The sequence below is a fragment of the Microbispora sitophila genome (assembly GCF_014892245.1).
GTDB classification, from domain to species: domain Bacteria; phylum Actinomycetota; class Actinomycetes; order Streptosporangiales; family Streptosporangiaceae; genus Microbispora; species Microbispora siamensis.
Genome location: NZ_JADBGC010000010.1, coordinates 21430 through 40818, shown reverse-complemented (window position 1 = coordinate 40818; position 19389 = coordinate 21430). Strand labels below are relative to the sequence as shown.

Genomic DNA, 19389 nt, shown 5'->3' with positions numbered 1-19389 from the left:
CCGATGTCGCGTCGTGCGCCGACCGGTCCCCGGGACACGCTCGGTCGGCTGCTGGAAGGATGATGCCAGTAACAACGTCCGCAACGCATGTTGGGAGCCGTTCCTTGGACGTCCTCGACGGTCTGGATCCCGAGCAGCGCGAGGTCGCCCAGGCGGTGCGCGGACCGGTCTGCGTGCTCGCCGGGGCGGGGACCGGCAAGACCCGCGCCATCACGCACCGCATCGCGTACGCCGTGCACACCGGGGTCGTCGAGCCGCAGGGTGTGCTCGCCGTGACCTTCACGACCCGCGCGGCGGCCGAGCTGAAGCAGCGGCTGCGCGGCCTCGGGGCGCCCGGCGTGCAGGCCCGCACGTTCCACGCGGCGGCCCTGCGCCAGCTCAGCTACTTCTGGCCGCGCGTGATCGGCGGCGACCCGCCGCAGGTGGTCGAGTCGAAGCTGCCGCTGCTCGTGGAGGCGGCCAGGCGCCTGCGCAGGAACCCCGACCGCGGCGAGTTGCGCGACGTCGCGAGCGAGATCGAGTGGGCGAAGGTCACCCAGATCGGCCCCGAGGACTACCCGGCCGCCGCCGCGAAGGCCCGCCGCACCCCGCCGATCGCGCCCGAGGAGGTGGCGCGGCTGTTCGAGGGGTACGAGAGCCTGCGCCGCCAGCGCAATCTGATCGACTTCGAGACGATCCTGGAGCTCACCGCGGCGGTGATGACCGAGCACCGCGAGGTCGCGGCGCAGATCCGCCAGCAGTACCGCTACTTCGTGGTCGACGAGTTCCAGGACGTCAACCCGCTGCAGAAGCTGCTGCTCGACACCTGGCTCGGCGGGCGCGACGACGTGTGCGTGGTGGGCGACCCCAACCAGACCATCTACTCGTTCACCGGCGCGACGCCCCACTACCTGACCAACTTCGCCGTCGAACACCCCTCGGCGGCCGTGATCAGGCTGGTGCGCGACTACCGCTCGACCCCGCAGGTGGTCACGCTGGCCAACCGCGTCATGGCGCGCTCGCCCCACCGGCTGGAACTGGTCGCCCAGCGGCCGGACGGACCCGAACCGGTCTTCACCGAGTACGACGACGAGCAGGCCGAGGCGCTCGGCGTCGCGCTCACGGTCAAGAAGCTGATGGCGGACGGCGTGCCCACGCGCGAGATCGCGGTGCTGTTCCGCGTCAACGCCCAGTCGGAGGCGTACGAGCAGGCGTTCACCGACGCCGGCGTGCCCTACCTGCTGCGCGGCGCGGAGCGGTTCTTCGAGCGCCCCGAGGTGCGCCAGGCCGTGGTGCTGCTGCGCGGCGCGGCCCGGTCGTCGTCCGACGAGCCGCTCGCGCCCGCCGTGCACGCGATCCTCTCGGGCATCGGGCTCACTGCGGAGCCGCCCGGCGGCGGCAAGGCCAGGGAGAAGTGGGAGTCGCTCAAGGCGCTCGCCGACCTGGCCGAGGACATGGGGGCCGAGGGCGCCGACCTGCCCCGGTTCGTCGGCGAGCTGGAGCGCAGGGCGATGGAGCAGCACGCGCCGCCGGTCGAGGGCGTGACGCTCGCCTCCCTGCACGCCGCCAAGGGCCTGGAGTGGGACGCGGTCTTCCTCGTCGGACTCACCGACGGCATGCTCCCGATCGTCTACGCGGAGACGCCGGACCAGGTCGAGGAGGAGCGGCGGCTGCTGTACGTCGGGATCACCCGCGCCCGTGAGCACCTGCACATGTCGTGGGCGCTCGCTCGCTCGCCGGGAGGCCGCCGCGCCCGCAGGCCGTCGCGCTTCCTCGACGGGCTGTCCCCCCGTACGGCGAGCCTGGCCAGGCCCGAGCGGCCGGGAGGCGCGGGCGGACGGGCGAAACGGTCGGCGGCGCCGCTGCACTGCCGGATCTGCGGCAAGACGCTCTCGGCCGCGGCCGAGCAGAAGCTGGGCCGCTGCGCGACCTGCCCGGCGGACTACGACGAGGCCCTGCTCGAACGGCTCAAGGCGTGGCGCACGGCGGAGGCGAAGGAGACCAAGGTGCCGGCCTACGTCGTCTTCACCGACGTCACCCTCCAGGCCATCGCCGAGCGGGTGCCCACCTCGGAGGAGGACCTGCTCGCGATCGCCGGAATCGGACGCGTCAAACTTGAGCGGTACGGCGACGCGGTCCTCGAGCTCTGTCGCGGCGCCGATAGTGTTACCGACGAGTAATACCCGCGTGCGCTGGAGGCCCCTGTGAACTCGGCCCTGAAGGAGCTGCTGGACCTGCTCGACCTCGAACCGATCGAGCTCGACATCTTCCGGGGGCGCAGCCCGGAGGAGCGCATCCAGCGGGTCTTCGGTGGCCAGGTGGCGGCGCAGGCACTCGTGGCGGCCGGCCGTACGGTGCCGTCCGACCGGATGGTCCACTCGCTGCACGCCTACTTCATCCGGCCGGGGGACCCGGCCGTCCCGATCGTCTACAACGTGGAGCGGGTGCGCGACGGTCGGTCGTTCACCACCCGGCGTATCACGGCCATCCAGCACGGCAAGGCGATCTTCTCGATGTCGGCGTCGTTCCACATCGAGGAGCCGGGCATGAGCCACCAGGCCGCGCGCATGCCGCAGGTGCCGGACCCGGAGACCCTGCCGACCTTCCAGGAGCGGATGCTCGACGTCGTGGGCGACGAGCCGGGCTGGCGCGAACTGCTGGCCAAGCCGCGCCCGGTGGACGCGCGGTATGTGAACGCGCTGACGTGGGAGGCCGCCCACGACCCCGCCCTGGTCACCCCGGAGAACAACGTCTGGTTCCGGTACGACGCCGACCTGCCCGACGACCCGCTGCTGCACGTCGTGCTCGCGGCCTACGCCAGCGACTTCACCCTGGTGGACACCGTGCTGCTGGCCCACGGGCTGTCCTGGGGGTCCTCGGCGGTGTCCGGCGCGTCACTGGACCATGCCATGTGGTTCCACCGGCCGTTCCGGGCCGACGAATGGCTGCTGTACGCCCAGGAGTCGCCCTGGTCCGGGGCGGCGCGCGGGCTCGCCCGCGGGCAGATGTTCACCGCCGCCGGGGAGCTGGCCGTCTCCGTGGTTCAGGAATGCTTGATCCGGGTGTCGCCCGCGCTGCATCCCGATGTCACGAAGTCGTGAAAATCGCAGGTAGAAAATAGGTTGCCCGCCCTGCCGCGGCGGTTTAGGGTCTTGGACAAGTCAGCCGGACGCTTCCGTCCGGCGCGATCGCACTGAAATGGAGGTGAGTCCAGTGAGGAACATGACGACGTCCCGCACGCTGTGGCTCGCCTCCGCATGCCCGGCCGCCATTGTCATGCCGACGAAACTGCGGCGTGGCGAGGCCGCCCCTGCCCTGGCTCCGGTCGCCGGAGTCGCGGGCTCGGCCGCCTTCGGCGTGTTCGCCCGCCTGGCCAGCCACCGCAACCCCGCCCACCTGCCGGTCTATGTCAACCGGCCGATGAGCGATGAGCAGATCCGCACCGCCGCTCGCGGCGGTGCCCAGGGTCCGCACTATGCCTGGAGAGGACCAGTCATACCCTGACCGGTCTCCACCTCCGGGCCGCGGATCCGCACCAGGATCCGCGGCCTTCTTGTTTGTCGGCCACGAATCCACACCCCACAACGAGGACACCCAGACCAATCCATTCGAAGAGGTGACGCAGATGGCGGCCCCGGTCATGGACCTGATCGAAGCCGAAATCCCCTGTCGTACCGACCCCGACCTGTGGTTCGCCGAGTCTCCCGAGGACGTGGAGTTCGCCAAGGCGCTCTGCGGCGGCTGCCCGATCCAGAAGGCCTGCCTGGCCCGCGCGCTGGAGCGCGAGGAGCCGTGGGGCGTCTGGGGCGGGGAGCTCATCCTGCGGGGGGTCGTCGTGCCCCGCAAGCGTCCCCGTGGGCGCCCGCGCAAGTCTCCTGTCGCCGCCTGACCAGCAAACACAGCAATTCCGGAAGGAACCGATCCAGATGAGCATCTCCCCGATCACCACCCTGTATCTGCATCAAGAACTGGCGCACGAGCGAATACGGACCCTCCACGAGGAGGCAGCGCAGGAGCGGCTGGCCGGCCGGATCAGGAGCGTGCAGAAGGCACGCCGGCAGGCCGAGCGCGCGTCCCGGCGGCTGAGTTCCGCGCTGGCGCGCATCTGACGCGAGCCTGACGCACGCCACGAACAGTGTGATCCGATGACGAAGGCCCGGGCCCGGGGAACGGCCCGGGCCTTCGGCCGTTCCCGTGAAGGCCGTGCTCCTTAAAGAAGAGATCACCGGACGCACAGAAGATCGCCTGCTGTGGGAGCCGGCCGGGATCACGGGGTATGAGCGGAGCGCCCCCGGCGGCCGGATGGTCACGGGCGGCAGGCGAAGTGGTGTGCGAGCGGTGGGTGGGACTCGGATGGGCGACCGGACGTCAGGCGCGCTTGATCTCGTGGCGGGTGCGCGACGGCTCGCCGTCACCGCGCTCGTCATCGGGCTGTGGGGTTCGGTCATGCCGGAGGCCGGCGCCGCGCCGATCGCCGGAGCACTCCGGGTGGCCCGCCATGGCAGCGGCCACGGTCACGGCGACGGTCACGGCGACGGAGCGACCCAGGTCACCGATGGCACCAACACCGCGAACTCGCCCACCATCAAGAGCCCGCCCAAGCAGATATCGGCGGGCCGGCGCAACGTGAACGCTCCCGCGGCCAACAGCGCGGTCACGTTCGTGGGCATCCAGCAGGTGTCGAGCGTCAGCGTCTTCACCAACACCCTCAACGGCAACTGCAAGAGAGGGATCAACCGCTGCGTCATCAACCAGAACCTGCGGACCGTCGAGAGCCGGAGCGCCGGCGTCGGCCGATAGCCCGGAGCGTGCCGGCTCAGGTCAGGGCGAGCGCGCTGTCCTCGGACTCGCCCGTCTCGTCGGCGAAGCCGGGGACCCAGCGCACCACCTCGTCGCGGAAGCGGGCGGTGGCGCCGAGCTGGCACAGCACGCCGACGCCGGCCGCGTGCACGCGGTGGATCAGCACGTACGACGCGGGCAGGTTGAGCTGGCGGACCACGTTGTTCGGCCGCAGGTCGGCCACGGTCGCCGCCTGCTCCCGCAGCCACTGCCTGCTGAAGGCGAACTCCTCGACCCGGGTCGGCTCGACGTACGGCGCGAGGAAGGCCCGTAGGGCGTCGACGTCGACCTCGATGTGCGGGCGGATGAACCCCTCCGCGCGCAGCCCGCGCACGACCGTGTCCATGTCGCCCTGGTTGAAGATGCGCGTGAGCCTGCCGAAGGCGACGGGGTAGCCGTCGGGCATGCGGTTGACCGCCCCGAAGTCCAGCACGCCGAGCCGTCCGTCCTCGGTCAGCCAGAAGTTGCCGGGGTGGGGGTCGGCGTGCAGCATCCCGACCCGGGCCGGAGAGCAGAACAGGAAGCGGACGAACAGCAGGCCGGCGTGGTTGCGCTCCTCCTGCGTGCCGTCGGCGATGATCCTGGAGAGCGGGGTTCCCGTCATCCACTCGGAGACGAGGATCTGCTCGTTGGCCGCGATCACGGCGGGCACGTGGAAGTCCGGGTCGTCGCGGAACTCCTCGGCGAACGCGTGCTGGGCCTCGGCCTCCTTGAGGTAGTCGAGCTCCTCGGACACCCGCTCCTTCAGCTCCGCCAGGACCGGCTTGATGTCCAGGCCGGGCAGCAGCGCGCCGAAGAGCTTGCCGAGCCGCGCGAGCTGGTTGAAGTCGGAGATCAGGGCCTTGCCCGCCCCCGGATACTGGATCTTCACGGCGACCGGGCGGCCGTCGTGCCACACGGCGCGGTGCACCTGCCCGATGGACGCCGCGGCGCTCGGCCGGTCGTCGAACTCCAGGAAGTTCTCCCGCCAGTCGTCGCCGAGTTGCTCGGTCAGGACCCGGTGGACGGTGGCGGCCGGAAGCGGCGGCGCGGCGTCCTGCAGGCGGGTCAGCGTCGCCCGGTACGGCCCGGCGATCTCGGGCGGAAGCGCGGCCTCGAAGATCGACAGAGCCTGGCCGAGCTTCATGGCCCCGCCCTTGAGCTCGCCGAGCACCTTGAAGATCTGGTCGGCCGTACGCTGCTGGATCTCCTGGGCGACGATCTCCGCGGAGGCGCCACCGAGCCGCCTGCCCAGTCCGAGCGCGGTGCGGCCGGCGAACCCGAGGGGGAGTGTCGCGAGCTTCGCCGAGCGGGTCACGGCACGGTGGGGGAGGTCACTCACACGACCATTGTCGGCGATGAAGGGTGCTTTCGACCACAATTTCCGATCGGGTGGGCGCCCCGGCTCCGGCGGTCGCGAGCCTCTCGAGGAAATAGGCGGTCTATGACATTGGTCACACCATCGCTGCCGTGACGGGAGTTTCCGCCGGTGAGAGGCGTGACGGCAGCCGTGCCGACCGCGCGAGCCATGTCAGGCGGAACCGGGCCGGTCCGTGTGTCCGGGAGTGCGAGTGATCGGCACGGGCTCTGCCGAACCGGGCGGTCCGGGGGTCCCGCTCGTCCCCGAAGCGCTGGGTTCCGGGGCGACGTGCCCGGCCGGCCGGGTCAGGTCTACGCCGCCCGTCGTCACGCGATGCGGCCGGCGACGTCGTCGCGCAGGCATCCGCACCGGTCGTGCGCGTCCAGGCGGCGGTGCCGCCAGCGCCATCCGGGCGACACCTCCAGCAGGCCGTCGGGCACGCGTCCCTCGTCGAGATAGGCCAGCGCCTGACCGGCCGCCTGCGCGGCGACCAGGCAGGACAGCACCACGTCGCAGGCGATCTCGCCCGCCGGGTAACCCCCGAGCCGGGCGCCCACGAGCGGCCAGGAAGGGTCCCGGTCGCGGCGGGTGAGGTCGAGGCAGCGCAGGCAGGGGGTGAGCCCGGGGACGACGAAGGGCCCCACGGAGCCGTGCCCCTCGAAGGCGCTGACGAGCAGGTGCGCCACGCCCTCGGTGACGATCTCGTGGACCAGCGTGGCGTCGAGCGGGTCGGCGGGCGCGAGGATCACGACGTCGGGGCGGACCCCGCCGTCGGACAGGCGGGAGGCGGCCCGGCCCGGCCAGGCGTTGACGGCGGGGGAGATCCGCCGGGCCGCGAGCACGGCGGCCTCCTCGCGGGTCATCCCCGTCTCCGCGCGGCCGAGCCCGCCCGGGACCACGTCGTCCGCGGTGGCCGTGCCGGGATCGACCACGCAGATGTGGCCCACTCCGGCCGCGGCGAGCAGGGTGACGACCCGGGCGCCGACCCGGCCGGCGCCGTACACGCGGACCCGGGCCGCCCTCCGCGCCGACAGGGCGCTCATGCCGCCGTCGGTGGAGGTCAGCGACAGCCTGTCCAGCTCGGGGCGGAGGCGGTCCCGCTCGGCCAGCGGCAGGTCGGCGAGGGGTTCCGGCCGGGCCGCGGCGTCCTCGATCAGGCCGTGCGCGGCGAGTCTCGCGACCACCTCCTGGGCGGACGCCTCGTCGAGGCCGCTGCCGGCCACCGCCTGCCGGAGGGTGCGGGTGCCGTCCAGGCCGTCGATCAGGCGGCGTACGGGCGGTTCGACGCCCGTCAGCACGACGGCCCGCAGCGGATGGACGCCGAACTGCAGCGTGCGGCCGTCCCGTTCGATCCGGCGCAGGACGGGCTTGAGGCGAGGTCTCATAGTCGCCAGACCTTGCCATACGCCGGGATGGCCCGGCGTCGGAACCAGCGGGGCTGTGGATAATTACCGGGGTGATCGTGGTTGGTGAATATCCGCAACCCCGTAGTTTTCACGCCCGCAAGGTCACGTTCGCCCGATTGACCAGGGAGAACGTGTACCACCCCCTGTGGAATTCGGCGCGTGTCGGCTACCTTTCATATGTGCCCCCCGAGACAGTCGAGGTTCGTCGGAGCGCACGACGGCGGCGAACCGTTTCCGCGTACCGCGATGGAGACAAGACCATCGTGTTGCTTCCGGCTGGTCTGAGCACGACCGACGAGGAGCAGTGGGTACGCCGCATGCTCGACCGCCTTGCGGCCAAGGAGCAGCGAAGACGCCCGAGCGACGACGACCTGCTCGAACGAGCGGCGGAGCTGTCGGCGCGTTACCTGGACGGAAAGGCCATGCCGGCCAGTGTGCGCTGGGTGGAGAACCAGCTCCACAGGTGGGGTTCGTGCACTCCCGACCACGGCACGATCAGGCTGTCGGCCCGGCTGCGGGGCATGCCGGCCTGGGTCGTCGACTACGTCATCATGCACGAGCTCGTCCACCTGCTCGTGCCGAGTCACGGGCCGCGGTTCTGGGCCCTCGTGGAGCGCTACCCTCGGGCGGAACGTGCCAGGGGCTTCCTGGAGGGCTTCTCGATGGCGGCCAACGGCGCCCCGGAGGAGTGTTGACCCGGGTCGCCGCGGTGCTGGTCACGCCGGGCATGGCCGACGCCGCTCCACCCGGCGTCGATCCGGCCGAGTTTCTGACGGCGATGGCCGAGGACACCTACGAGATGGTCGCCGGGCTCGAACTGGTGCGGCCGGTGATCCTGTCGGCCGGTGTGCCGGGGCTCGAGGACATCGCCTGGCCGGGCACGCCCGTCCTGTCGATCGCCTCACCCGCCGACGCCTTCGCCGCGCTGCCTCCGGAGGAAGAGGGAGTGATCGTCAGCGCCGACGCCCCCGACCTGCCGCCGCTGCTGATCGGAAAGCTCTTCCGGGAACTCGGGCGGGCGCACCTCGCGGTCTGCCCGGCCGAGGGCGGCGGCGCCGTCGCCGTGGCGGCGCGCCTGCCGGTCCCCGAGTGGGCCGCGCCCGACCTCGACGAACCCGACGTCGTCGCGGCGATGCGCCGCCGGGCGCCGGGCCCCCGCATGGTCGCCACCGGTCCCGGCTGGCACCGGCTCAGGAAGCCGCAGGACGTGGCCCGTCTCGACCCCGGTCTCGAGGGCTGGGACAACACCCGGGCTCTGCTGACCTGAGTCACAGGCTTCCGGGCAGGCGAAGCTCGGCGAAGAACGCCCGGTGGTCGCTGCCGGGGACCGCGTAAACGCTTGTGCCCACCGCCGACGCCCTCCGGTCGTACAGCACGTGGTCGATCGTGATCAACGGCGGGTACCGCCTGTTGGCCGGCCAGGTGGTGGTCAGGCCGTCGCCGGTCGCGTCGGCCGCGTCCGCGTACCCCCGGCCGAGCACCGCGCGCAGGGCCGCGTGATCGAGGCTCGCGTTGAAGTCGCCGGCCAGGACGCGTACGACGCCGGGGGAGGCGGCCGGGAGCGCCGCCAGCTCAGCGGTCCACTGGGCCACGTCATGGCCGTTCAGCGGGGCGAGGGTGTGCACGTCGACGATCTCCACGGGCGGCCCGGACGGCAGGGTGAGCCGGGCCCTCGGCATGTTGTGGCCGCCCTCCGGTACGAAGTCGGGCGCCTCGCTCAGGGGGTGGCGGGCGTAGATCCCGCTGCCCGAGGGGCCGGGCCCGTCCTCCAGGTGCCGGTACGGCAGCAGCCTCCCCACGCCCGCCGCGTCCAGCGCCCGGACGGCCTCGGGGGTGAGTTCCTGCGTGTTGAGCACGTCCGGATCGAGCCTGCGTACGAGGTCCACCACGGTCGCGGCGTCGCCCGCGCCGAAGAAGAGGTTGACCGTGAGGATCCGCAGCGACGGCCCGGTGGCCGTGGGGGCCGAGCCGGCCGCGCGGGGCAGGACCACGGCCGCCAGGAGGACCGACGCCGCCACCGCCACCGCGATCACGGCCGCGCGGCGGGCGGCCAGTGCGATCGGCACCGCCAGGAGCGACGCGGCCGCGACGTACGGCGTGCCGGTCATCAACGCGATGCCGAGGCCCCGGACGCGGACGGCGCTGTCGAGACCGAAGAGCCGGGCCACCGCCCAGACCGCGAACGGCGCCACCGCGATCCACGCCAGGAGCGGGGAGACCCGGAGCCTCCGGCGCGGGGGAGAGACGATCTCGCCGCCCACGTCAACCTTGGTCACGATCCGACCCTAGCCACCGCCTGCGAAAGCAGGTGTAAGGGTGACGTGCACAAACCGTGCAGAAGTCAGGCGCGGCACAGCGACCGGGCGCGGCGGGCGAGCCGCCGGGTGGCCTCGTCGCTCAGCTCCGGGATCTCCTCCACGGGGAACCAGCGCAGGTCGAGGGACTCATCGCTGATCACCGCCTCGGCCCCCGGCGGCGCGACCGCGCCGTACTCGACGTCCAGATGCCAGCTGTGCGGCGGGTGGCACCAGACCTTGTGCCGGTCGAGGGCGAGCGGCCCGTCCAGCAGAACCAGCCCGGGGATGCCCGACTCCTCCGTGGCCTCGCGCAGGGCGACCTGCGCGAGCGTGGCGTCGGACGTCTCGCAGTGCCCGCCCATGGGCAGCCACATCCCGGCCTTGGCGTGCAGGGTCAGCAGCACCCGTTCGCCGTCGTGCGACAGGACGGCCGTCGTCGCCGTGAGATGGCCGGGAGCGCACTCGCGCCACATCGCGTCCTCGTGGCTGCGCAGGTGCGTCAGGAACTCCTCGCGGAGCCGCTCCTCCTCGGGGGTGGGCGCGACCCATCCGGCCAGTACGGCTTGCGCGTCACGATGCAGGCTCACCGGCGCAGCCTACCGACAGGCGGCGAACCCTACTCGCCGGTCTCCCCGCCGGAGCCGGGCTCCTTGGGCTCTTCCAGCGCGGACAGGTCGAACTCGGCCTCGCCCTTCACGAACGACTCGGGGTTGTCCAGGTCGTCCGCGGTGGGCATCAGGTCGGGGTGACCCCAGACGGCGTCCCTGCCCTCGATCCCGCGCTCGTCGCTCAGGGCCTTCCACAGGGCGGCCGCCTCGCGCAGCCGTCGCGGGCGCAGCTCCAGGCCCACCAGCGTGGCGAAGGTCCGCTCGGCCGGGCCGCCCGTGGCACGGCGGCGCCGTACGGTCTCGGCGAGCGCCGCGGCGGACGGGAGCTTGCCCTCCGCGGCGGCGTCGACGACCGTGGCCACCCAGCCCTCGACCAGCGCGAGCGCGGTCTCCAGCCGGGTGAGCGCGGCCTTCTGCCGCTCGGTCTCCTCGGGCTTGAGCAGCTCGCCGCCGCCCAGGACCTCCTGGATCCGCTCCGGGTCGCTGAGGTCGAGCCCCTGGAGCTTGTCCTGCAGGGCGGACACGTCCACCGTGATGCCCTGGGCGTACTCCTCGACCGCGCCGAGCAGGTGCGCCCGCAGCCACGGGACGTGCTGGAAGAGCCGGTGGTGCGCCGCCTCGCGCAGCCCGAGGTAGAGACGGATCTCGTCCGAGGGCGTCTCCAGGCCGCTGCTGAAGGCGGCGACGCCTCCGGGCAGCAGGGCGGCGGTGTCCGACAGGGGCAGGCCGATGTCGGAGGAGCCGACCACCTCCCGGGCGAGCGAGCCGAGGGCCTGGCCGATCTGCTGGCCGACCATCATGCTGCCCATCTGCCTGAGCATGCCCATGAGCGGCCCGGCCATGGCCTGCGCCTCGGGCGGCAGGCCCGCCCCGCCGAGCGTGCCGCCCATCGTCTCCACCATCTGGGCGGCGACGGGATCGCACAGCTGCTTCCAGACCGGGATCGTCTTCTCGATCCACTCCGACCGGCTCCAGGCCTGCGGGGTGGTCACGCCGCTCGGCAGCGTGGTCACCTCGTTGAGCCACAGGTCGGCCAGGTTGAGGGCCTCGACGATCTGGCGTCGCTCGCCCTCCATGACGCTCGGATCGCCCTCGGCGACCACGGCGTGCCGTGCGATGTTCTTCGCCATGTCCCAGTTGACGGGCCCCGCCTCCGGTGAGGCGGACAGCATGTCGGCGAACTGCCGCATGGCCGCGGCGATCTGCTCCGGGCTGCCGAACATGGCGAACGGATTGTCGTTGGGGTCGTTTTCGCGACCTGGCAGGTCAGTCACCGCGCCACCTCGTGCAGGATGGAGGAGTCCACATCCGCCACGTTATCCGCCGTGGGGCGGATCAGTGCAAAGTGAGGACCTCGTGCCTACCTCGAAACGCCTGCGTCCCCCCGTCGTCGCCGTCACCGGCGCCGCCTCCGGTCTCGGCCGGGCGTTCCTCGCGAAGGTGGCCTCGTCTGCGGATTTCCGCCGCGTGGTGGCCATCGACGAGCAGCGCGGCGACATCCCGGACGTCACCTGGCGGGTCCTCGACATTCGTGATCCGCTCTTGGCGAACCGGATCTCCGACGTGGACGTCCTGGTGCATCTCGGCACGGACGAGTCGCTCGACACCGACCCCGCCGAGCGCCGCCGCTACAACCTGCGCGCCGCCCAGACCGTGCTCACGGCCTGCGCCGCGGCCCGGGTGCGGCGGGTCGTGCTCGTGACGAGCGCGATGGTGTACGGCGCCGCGGCCGACAACCCGGTGCCCCTGCCCGAGGACGCCCCGGTCGCGGCCGAGCCCGACACCGGCCTGGTGGGCGATCACCTGGAGATCGAGGCCCTGGTGCGGCGGTCGCTGCGGGCGCATCCCGGCCTGGAGGTGACCGTGCTGCGGCCCGCCGCCCTGGTCGGGCCGGGCGTCGACACCGTCATCACCCGCCATTTCGAGGCGCCCCGGCTGCTGGTGGTGAAGGGCTGCCTGCCGCGCTGGCAGTTCTGCCACGTCGACGACCTGGTGTCCGCGCTGGAGGCCGCCGCCCTGGGCAGGGTCGGCGGGGTCGTGGCGGTCGGCTCCGAGGGCTGGCTGGAGATGGAGCAGGTGGAGGAGATCTCCGGCCTGAAGCGGTTCGAGTTGCCGGCGGGTGTGACGTTCGGCACCGCACAGCGGCTGCACCGGCTCGGCATCACGCCGACCGCCGCGACCGACCTGCACTACGTGGTCTATCCCTGGGTGGTCGACGGCGTGGCGCTGCGGGAGGCGGGCTGGAAGCCGGCCTGGACCAACGAGGCGGCCCTGCGGGAACTGCTCGAACTGTGCGAGGGCAGGCACGCGGTCGTCGGCCGCCGCCTGTCGGGCAAGGAGGCCACGATCACCGCCGCGGGCGCGACCGTCGCGGTCATCGGCACGGCCGCGATCGTCCGCGCCGCCCGCCGCAAGCGCCGCACCTGAGCGGGCTCAGGCACTAACCTCGGGAACGTGGACGTCATCCGATTGCTGGGCATTCGCGACACCCCGCTGTCCGTGGACGAGGTGCTGGGCGCGGTGGAGGACCATGCGGCCGGGGGCACGGCGGTCTTCGTCGGCACCGTACGCGAGCAGGACGGGGGCAGGCCGGTGACGCTCCTGTCGTATTCGGCGCACCCGTCCGCGGAGGAGCATCTGCGCAGGGTCGCGGAGAAGGTGGCGGCCGACCACCAGGTGACGGCGCTGGCGGCCGTTCACAGGGTGGGCGACCTGCGCCTGGGGGAGATCGCCGTCGTCGTGGCGGCCGCCTGCCCCCACCGTGGCGAGGCGTTCGAGGCCTGCCGCAGGCTGATCGACGACCTCAAGCACGAGGTGCCCATCTGGAAGCACCAGGTGTTCGCCGACGGGGACGCCGAGTGGGTCGGAGCCTGTGAATAGCCGCCCGCGAACGCGCCCTGGAATTCGCGGAGCCCGGAACGCATAGAGTTCGTCCATGTCCCGACGCGCTCTGACCCTGCTGGTCGCGGGTTTCCTCGCGCTCGCGTTGGCCGTGATCGGCGCCATGCTGCCGGTGCCGTACGTCGTGCTGAGCCCCGGCCCCACCGAGAACACGATCGGGGACGTCAAGGGCAAACCGGTCATCACGATCTCGGGCCACGAGACCTATCCCACACAGGGCAGGCTGAGCCTGGTCACCGTCGCCTACCAGGGCGGGCCCGACAACCGTCTCGACCTGCTCACCGCGCTGCGCGGCTGGCTCGACCCGACGGTCGCCGTGGTGCCGGAGGAGTCGCTGTTCCCGAAGTCCACCTCGGCCAAGCAGGTCGCGGAGCAGAACACGCAGGAGATGACCGACTCGCAGCAGTCGGCCACCGCCGCCGCGCTGAACGCGCTCAAGGTCCCCATCGAGAAGGTGGTCACGGTCGCGGCGACCGACAAGGGGGCGCCGGCCGACGGGAAGCTGAAGCCGGGTGACGAGATCACGGCGGTGGACGGCACGGCGGTGGGCGAGCTCACATCGGTGGCGTCGTCCGTGCAGGGCCACAAGCCGGGGGAGCAGGTGACGTTCACGGTCAGGCGCGGCGGCGCCTCGATGCAGGTGCAGGTCGGCACCGTGGCGGGCAAGGACGGCAAGTCCAAGGTCGGCGTCCAGATGCGTTCGGGTTACCGGTTCCCGTTCAAGGTCGACATCAGCGTCGGCGAGGTCGGCGGGCCGAGCGCGGGCCTGATGTTCTCACTGGGCATCTACGACAAGCTGACGCCGGGGGCGCTCACCGGAGGCATGTCGATCGCGGGCACCGGCACGATCGACCCGGCCGGCCAGGTCGGCCCGATCGGCGGCATCGAGCAGAAGATGGTCGGCGCGCGCCGGGCCGGCGCGACGGTCTTCCTCACGCCCGCCGGCAACTGCGCCGACGCCGTCAAGGCCGCGCCCGCCGGGCTGCGCCTGGTACGCGTCGAGACGCTGGACGGCGCGATCAAGGCGATCGACGCCCTGCGCGACCACTCGGGCGAGGTCCCCGCCTGTCCGGCCGGCTGAGCGTACGCCGTGGGCACGGGGGTCGTGACCTGCCCGTCTTGAGGCGGGGGGCGTCACGAGAACGATCAAATCTGTTACCACGACCACGCCGGTCGCAGTGTAGGTTTCCAAGCACGGACCGTTGCCCTCTGACAATCATGGCCCTGCCAATCTGAGACAAGGGGTTGAGCGTTGAGCTTCCGGAGCCCCGGAGCCGGACGGGCGGTGCGCTTGCCCCGACGGCCGCGCCTTCTGATACCCGTGCTGATCGCCGTCGTGGCGATCGTCGTGTTACTGCTGGTCTTCTCGGGGATCTACACCGACTACCTCTGGTACGACTCGGTGAACTTCTCCTCGGTGTTCTCCACGATGCTGCTCACCCAGGTGGTGCTGTTCGTCGTGGGCGCCGCCCTGATGATCGCCATCGTGGGCGGCAACATGGTGCTCGCGCACCGCACCCGCCCGATGTTCGGGCCGGGGATGTTCGGGGCGCCGCAGGGCGCCGACCGCTACCGGATGGCCCTCGATCCCCACCGGCGGCTGGTCTTCCTGGTCGGCCTGGGCGTGCTGGCCCTGTTCACGGGCTCGTCCACGGCCGGACAGTGGAGGACCTGGCTGCAGTTCGTGAACCGCACGCCCTTCAACGAGAAGGACGCGCAGTTCGGCCTCGACCTGTCGTTCTTCGTGTTCACGATTCCGTTCCTGCGGATGCTGCTGAACTTCCTGTTCACCGCAGTGGTCCTGTCGATCATCGCGGCCGTGATCGTGCACTACCTGTACGGCGGGTTCCGGATCTCCTCGCCGGGCGGGGTGCACGCCACCCGGGCCGCCCGGGCGCACCTGTCGGTGCTGCTCGGCGTGTTCGTCCTGCTCAAGGCCGCGGCCTACTGGCTCGACAGGTACAGCCTGGTCTTCTCCGACCGTGGCAAAACCTTCGGCGCGTCGTACACGGACGTGCACGCGGTGCTCCCGGCCAAGGGGATCCTCGCGGTCATCTCCCTCATCTGTGCGCTGATCTTCTTCGCCGGCGTCATCAGGCCGGGCGGGATGTTCCCGGGCGTCGCGTTCGGGCTGCTGGTGCTCTCGGCGGTCCTGATCGGCACCGTCTATCCCTCGCTGGTCGAGCAGTTCCAGGTCAAGCCGAACCAGCAGAGCAAGGAGCAGGCGTACATCCAGCGCAACATCGACGCGACTCGAAAAGCCTACGGAGTCGACACGGCGAAGGTCACGGAGTACAGCGCCAAGACCGACACCGACGCCTCCGTGCTGCAGACCGAGGCGTCGGCCATCCCCGGCATGCGCCTGCTCGACCCGAGCCTGCTGTCGCCGACCTTCCAGCAGAAACAGCAGATCCGCGGCTACTACCAGTTCCCGGAGCAGCTCGACATCGACAGGTACCCCGTCGACGGCAAGCCGCGTGACACGGTGGTGGCGGTCCGCGAGATCGGCCGCCCGCCGGACGGGCAGCGCAACTGGATCAACGACCACCTGGTCTACACGCACGGCTTCGGCTTCGTCGCCGCGCCCGGCAACAAGGTGGACAGCAGCGGCCTGCCGGAGTTCAGCGAGCGCGACATCCCGCCGGTCGGCGACCTCGGCGACTACGAGCCCCGCGTCTACTTCGGCGAGAACTCGCCCGACTACTCGATCGTCGGAGGCCCGCAGTCGGCCAAACCGATCGAGCTGGACTACCCCCAGCAGGGACAGGCGGGCGCCGACCAGCAGAACAACACCGGCCAGGTGAACAACACCTACGAGGGCAAGGGCGGCGTCTCGATCGGGAACTTCTTCCGCCGGCTGCTCTACGCGGTGAAGTACGGCGAGACCAACCTGCTGCTGAACTCGAACATCAACTCCGAGTCCCGCATCCTGTACAACCGCGAGCCGGTGGAGCGCATCCAGCAGGTCGCGCCGTTCCTCACGCTGGACCGCGACCCGTACCCGGCCGTGGTGGACGGGCGGATCGTCTGGATCGTGGACGCGTACACGACCTCCGACTCCTACCCCTACTCCGAGCGCAAGAGCCTGGAGTCGCTGACCACCGACGTGCAGTCGAGCCGCCTCGGCGTGCCGCAGGTGCCCAGGGATGAGATCAACTACATCCGCAACTCGGTCAAGGCGACCGTGGACGCCTACGACGGCACGGTGACCCTGTACGCCTGGGACGAGTCCGACCCGGTGCTCAAGACCTGGGAGAAGGCCTTCGGCGGGGTCGTCAAGCCGGCCTCGCAGATCAGCCAGGGGCTGCGCGCCCACCTGCGCTACCCGGCCGACCTGTTCAAGGCGCAGCGGGAGATCCTCACCTCCTACCACGTCACCGACGCCAACGCGTTCTTCAGCGGCCAGGACTTCTGGAAGGTCCCCGAGGACCCGGCGACCGGCAAGAGCAAGCAGCCGCCGTACTACGTGACGATGAAGATGCCGGGCAGCGAGACCGAGCGCTTCTCGCTGACGTCCACGTTCGTGCCCAACCAGCGGCAGAACATGGCGGCGTTCATGGCGGTCGACGCGACGGCCGCCACGCCGAACCCGCCACTGGAGATCCTCCAGTTGCCGAGCACGACCGCGATCCAGGGTCCGCCACAGGCGCAGAACCTGTTCGAGTCGAACACCACGGTGTCGACCGAGCTCAACCTGCTGCGTGGCGGCGGCACCGACGTGCTGTACGGCAACCTGCTCACGCTGCCCTTCGGCGGCGGCCTGCTGTACGTCGAGCCGGTCTACATCCAGCCGCGCGCCGAGACCTCGGGCAAGTATCCGACCCTCCGCCGGGTGCTCGTCCTGTACGGCGAGAAGGTCGGCTTCGGCCCCACGCTCAGCAACGCGCTGGAGCAGGTGTTCGGCGGCACCGTGGCCACACCGCCCGAGCAGACGCCGAACCAGCCACCCGGGCAGGTCACCCCGCCGGAGAACTCCTCGGCGCTGACGTCGGCGCTCAACCGGGCTCAGCGGGCGTACGACGACTCGCAGAAGGCGCTGTCGGCGAACCCGCCCGACTGGAAGGCGTACGGCGACGCCCAGACCTCGCTGAAGAAGGCGCTGGACGACCTGGCCAAGCTCAAGGGCGGGACGCCCGCCTCGACGGCGTCGCCCGCCCCGAGCGCCGGCGCAAGTCCGGGTGCGAGCGCAAGTCCGAGTGCGAGCGGGAGTCCACCGGCGGGCGCGACTCCCAGCCCCACACCGAGCGGCTGAGCCCTTCCGGAGCCCCGCGTCCCCACGGGCGCGGGGCTCCGGTTTGCCTCCAGGCCGATGCCGGGATAACCTCGAAGAGCCGACGCGGGGTGGAGCAGCTCGGTAGCTCGCTGGGCTCATAACCCAGAGGTCGCAGGTTCAAATCCTGTCCCCGCTACCAAGAGTCAGAGGCCCGGTCTCCGGAAACGGAGACCGGGCCTCTGGTCGTTTGCAGGCAAACCGCGCACGGCCGCCTGGAAGGCCGCGTCCCGGGCGGCCTTCACGATCGCGACGCACCGGCGGGTAAGCATCATCCCGATCGAGACGGTGCGTTGACGGGGGTGGCGGAGTGGTTGCTGGTGTTCACGCCCGCAGCGGGTTTCGCGGTTCAGCAGAGCATGCGAGAGTACCCGCACGTGCAGGGTTTCTACCTCCCGATCACGGGCTACTTCCCGCTGTCGCCTTGGGCCGGCTTCGGGGTGCTGTGCGCCTATGCCGCGCTGGCCCTGTGGGCGGCGGCGACGTTCACCCGTCGACAGGCGCCTCGCCGCCACGCTCCACAAGACTGAGGCAAGAGCGCGCCGGGCGCGGCCGTGGACGTCGAGCTGCGCTATACCCCCGAGGCGCTCGAGCTGATGATCAGCGACAACGGGCCCGGCCCATCCGGCGCGGAGGGCCACGGCCTGACCGGTATGCGCGAGCGCGCCCTGGCTGTCGGCGGCGGGCTCACCGCGTGCCGTACGCCCGGCGGGGGCTTCCGCATCCAGGCCCGGCTTCCTGGAAAGATGTCCGAATGATCCGCATCGTCGTGGCCGACGACCACCTCGTCGTCCGTACGGGCTTCGCCGAGCTACTCGGTACCCAACCCGACTTCGAGGTCGCGGGGGCGGCCCAGGACGGAGCCGAGGCGGTCCGGATGTGCGCCGAGCTCAAGCCGGACGTCGTGCTGATGGACATCCGCCCATGCCGGTCATGGACGGCATCGAGGCCATCCGGCGGCTGGAGGGCGGCCCCCGGGTTCTGATCCTCACGACCTTCGACCTCGACGAGTACGTCTACGACGCCCTGCGCGCCGGGGCCAGCGGGTTCCTACTGAAGGACGTCACGGCCGAGCGCCTGTTCGACGCCGTACGTGTGATCGCCGCAGGGGAGGCCCTGCTGGCACCGACGGTCACCCGCGCCGGTTGATCAGCGAGTTCGCCCAGCAGCGCCCTCAGAGGGAGACCGCCGTGCTCGCCGACCTGACGCCCCGTGAGACCGAGGTCCTGCGCCTGGTCGCAGAGGGCCTGTCCAACCCCGAGATCGCGGCCCGCCTCACTGTCACCGAGGAGACCGTGAAGACCCACGTCAGCCGCGTCCTGAACAAGCTCGGCCTCCGCGATCGAACCCAGGCGGTGGTCACCCTGCGGACTCGCCCGCCACGGGCGCCTCCAGGGCGGCCGGCTCGGCCGGGCCGGCGGCGGAAGCCGACGAGTGTGGCAACGGGTGCCCGCTCCTCGTCGCCACGTCAGAACTTGCTGGTCGCTTCGGTTGCCTGGCGGGACCCTGGGAAACGATTTGGCACTCGTCCCCGGCGCCGGGTAAGCTTCAAACACAACGACGCGGGGTGGAGCAGTTCGGTAGCTCGCTGGGCTCATAACCCAGAGGTCGCAGGTTCAAATCCTGTCCCCGCTACCAAGAGTCGAAGGCCCGGCCTCCGGAAACGGAGACCGGGCCTTCGGTCTTCCACGGGCCCAATCCAGTCCAGTTGAGTCCAGTGCAGTCCGGTCCGGCACAGCCGTCGGCCTCG

19 protein-coding genes, 2 tRNA genes and 1 pseudogene are annotated in these 19389 nt (G+C 71.3%); 17 read left to right on the top strand and 5 right to left on the bottom strand.

What is annotated here, in order from left to right; all coding sequences use genetic code 11:
• Positions 1-104 precede the first annotated feature (104 nt).
• The 6 genes from IL992_RS19455 to IL992_RS19430 all read left to right on the top strand — a co-directional run bounded on the left by IL992_RS19455 (position 105) and on the right by IL992_RS19430 (position 4779).
• Positions 105-2159, top strand: coding sequence for an ATP-dependent DNA helicase UvrD2 (locus IL992_RS19455; RefSeq protein WP_226873402.1), 2055 nt, complete (start codon positions 105-107; stop codon positions 2157-2159).
• 24 nt (positions 2160-2183) lie between these two features.
• Entirely contained in the window at positions 2184-3080 is an 897-nt protein-coding gene (locus IL992_RS19450) for an acyl-CoA thioesterase (RefSeq protein ID WP_193204793.1), read from the top strand.
• 121 nt (positions 3081-3201) lie between these two features.
• The gene (locus tag IL992_RS19445) at positions 3202-3483 is read left to right on the top strand and encodes a hypothetical protein (protein ID WP_193204792.1); all 282 of its coding nucleotides are present in this window, start codon (positions 3202-3204) and stop codon (positions 3481-3483) included.
• Between the two features lie 121 nt (positions 3484-3604).
• Entirely contained in the window at positions 3605-3868 is a 264-nt protein-coding gene (locus IL992_RS19440; RefSeq protein WP_079315495.1) for a WhiB family transcriptional regulator, read from the top strand.
• Between the two features lie 37 nt (positions 3869-3905).
• A complete protein-coding gene (locus IL992_RS19435; protein WP_079315453.1) occupies positions 3906-4088 on the top strand; it encodes a hypothetical protein in 183 nt (60 codons plus the stop codon).
• A 229-nt stretch (positions 4089-4317) separates the two neighbouring features.
• Positions 4318-4779, top strand: coding sequence for a hypothetical protein (locus tag IL992_RS19430; protein WP_193204791.1), 462 nt, complete (start codon positions 4318-4320; stop codon positions 4777-4779).
• Between the two features lie 16 nt (positions 4780-4795).
• Here the strand turns inward: IL992_RS19430 and IL992_RS19425 are convergent, their stop codons facing one another.
• Positions 4796-6139, bottom strand: a complete 1344-nt coding sequence (locus IL992_RS19425; protein ID WP_193204790.1) for an ABC1 kinase family protein — start codon at positions 6137-6139, stop codon at positions 4796-4798.
• Positions 6140-6483: 344 nt separating this feature from the next.
• Positions 6484-7542 (bottom strand): ThiF family adenylyltransferase, encoded by a 1059-nt coding sequence (locus IL992_RS19420; RefSeq protein ID WP_193204789.1) that lies wholly within the window; start codon positions 7540-7542, stop codon positions 6484-6486.
• Positions 7543-7742: 200 nt separating this feature from the next.
• On the opposite strand from IL992_RS19420, the gene IL992_RS19415 reads away from it, so the two are divergent.
• Positions 7743-8258 carry a M48 metallopeptidase family protein gene (locus IL992_RS19415; RefSeq protein WP_193204788.1) on the top strand — a complete coding sequence of 172 codons (516 nt, stop codon included), beginning with the start codon at positions 7743-7745 and terminating at the stop codon, positions 8256-8258.
• Positions 8255-8830 (top strand): glycosyltransferase family protein, encoded by a 576-nt coding sequence (locus IL992_RS19410; protein WP_193204787.1) that lies wholly within the window; start codon positions 8255-8257, stop codon positions 8828-8830. The genes IL992_RS19415 and IL992_RS19410 overlap by 4 nt, the downstream gene beginning before the upstream one ends.
• Position 8831: 1 nt before the next feature.
• Here the strand turns inward: IL992_RS19410 and IL992_RS19405 are convergent, their stop codons facing one another.
• From IL992_RS19405 to IL992_RS19395, 3 genes are all read right to left on the bottom strand, one after another.
• Positions 8832-9839 carry an endonuclease/exonuclease/phosphatase family protein gene (locus IL992_RS19405; RefSeq protein ID WP_319018673.1) on the bottom strand — a complete coding sequence of 336 codons (1008 nt, stop codon included), beginning with the start codon at positions 9837-9839 and terminating at the stop codon, positions 8832-8834.
• Between the two features lie 65 nt (positions 9840-9904).
• The gene (locus IL992_RS19400) at positions 9905-10447 is read right to left on the bottom strand and encodes an NUDIX hydrolase (protein WP_193204786.1); all 543 of its coding nucleotides are present in this window, start codon (positions 10445-10447) and stop codon (positions 9905-9907) included.
• Between the two features lie 29 nt (positions 10448-10476).
• Complete coding sequence (locus tag IL992_RS19395) at positions 10477-11742, bottom strand: zinc-dependent metalloprotease (protein WP_404804768.1); 1266 nt, start codon at positions 11740-11742, stop codon at positions 10477-10479.
• A gap of 82 nt (positions 11743-11824) precedes the next feature.
• On the opposite strand from IL992_RS19395, the gene IL992_RS19390 reads away from it, so the two are divergent.
• From IL992_RS19390 to IL992_RS19350, 9 genes and pseudogenes are all read left to right on the top strand, one after another.
• Positions 11825-12895 carry an NAD-dependent epimerase/dehydratase family protein gene (locus IL992_RS19390; protein ID WP_319018672.1) on the top strand — a complete coding sequence of 357 codons (1071 nt, stop codon included), beginning with the start codon at positions 11825-11827 and terminating at the stop codon, positions 12893-12895.
• Between the two features lie 27 nt (positions 12896-12922).
• Entirely contained in the window at positions 12923-13348 is a 426-nt protein-coding gene (locus IL992_RS19385; RefSeq protein ID WP_193204784.1) for a molybdenum cofactor biosynthesis protein MoaE, read from the top strand.
• A 55-nt stretch (positions 13349-13403) separates the two neighbouring features.
• Positions 13404-14450, top strand: coding sequence for a YlbL family protein (locus tag IL992_RS19380; protein WP_193204783.1), 1047 nt, complete (start codon positions 13404-13406; stop codon positions 14448-14450).
• Between the two features lie 204 nt (positions 14451-14654).
• Positions 14655-17621: a UPF0182 family membrane protein gene (locus IL992_RS19375; RefSeq protein ID WP_319018671.1), complete on the top strand. Its 2967-nt coding sequence runs from the start codon at positions 14655-14657 to the stop codon at positions 17619-17621.
• A gap of 83 nt (positions 17622-17704) precedes the next feature.
• Positions 17705-17781: transfer RNA gene (locus IL992_RS19370), tRNA-Met, on the top strand.
• A 217-nt stretch (positions 17782-17998) separates the two neighbouring features.
• The gene (locus tag IL992_RS19365) at positions 17999-18169 is read left to right on the top strand and encodes a hypothetical protein (protein WP_193204781.1); all 171 of its coding nucleotides are present in this window, start codon (positions 17999-18001) and stop codon (positions 18167-18169) included.
• A gap of 24 nt (positions 18170-18193) precedes the next feature.
• Positions 18194-18397 (top strand): ATP-binding protein, encoded by a 204-nt coding sequence (locus IL992_RS19360; protein WP_193204780.1) that lies wholly within the window; start codon positions 18194-18196, stop codon positions 18395-18397.
• Positions 18394-19000: pseudogene (locus IL992_RS19355) on the top strand (response regulator); the annotation flags it as partial. The gene IL992_RS19360 and the pseudogene IL992_RS19355, both read left to right, overlap by 4 nt.
• Positions 19001-19200: 200 nt before the next feature.
• Positions 19201-19277: transfer RNA gene (locus IL992_RS19350), tRNA-Met, on the top strand.
• Positions 19278-19389 lie beyond the last annotated feature (112 nt).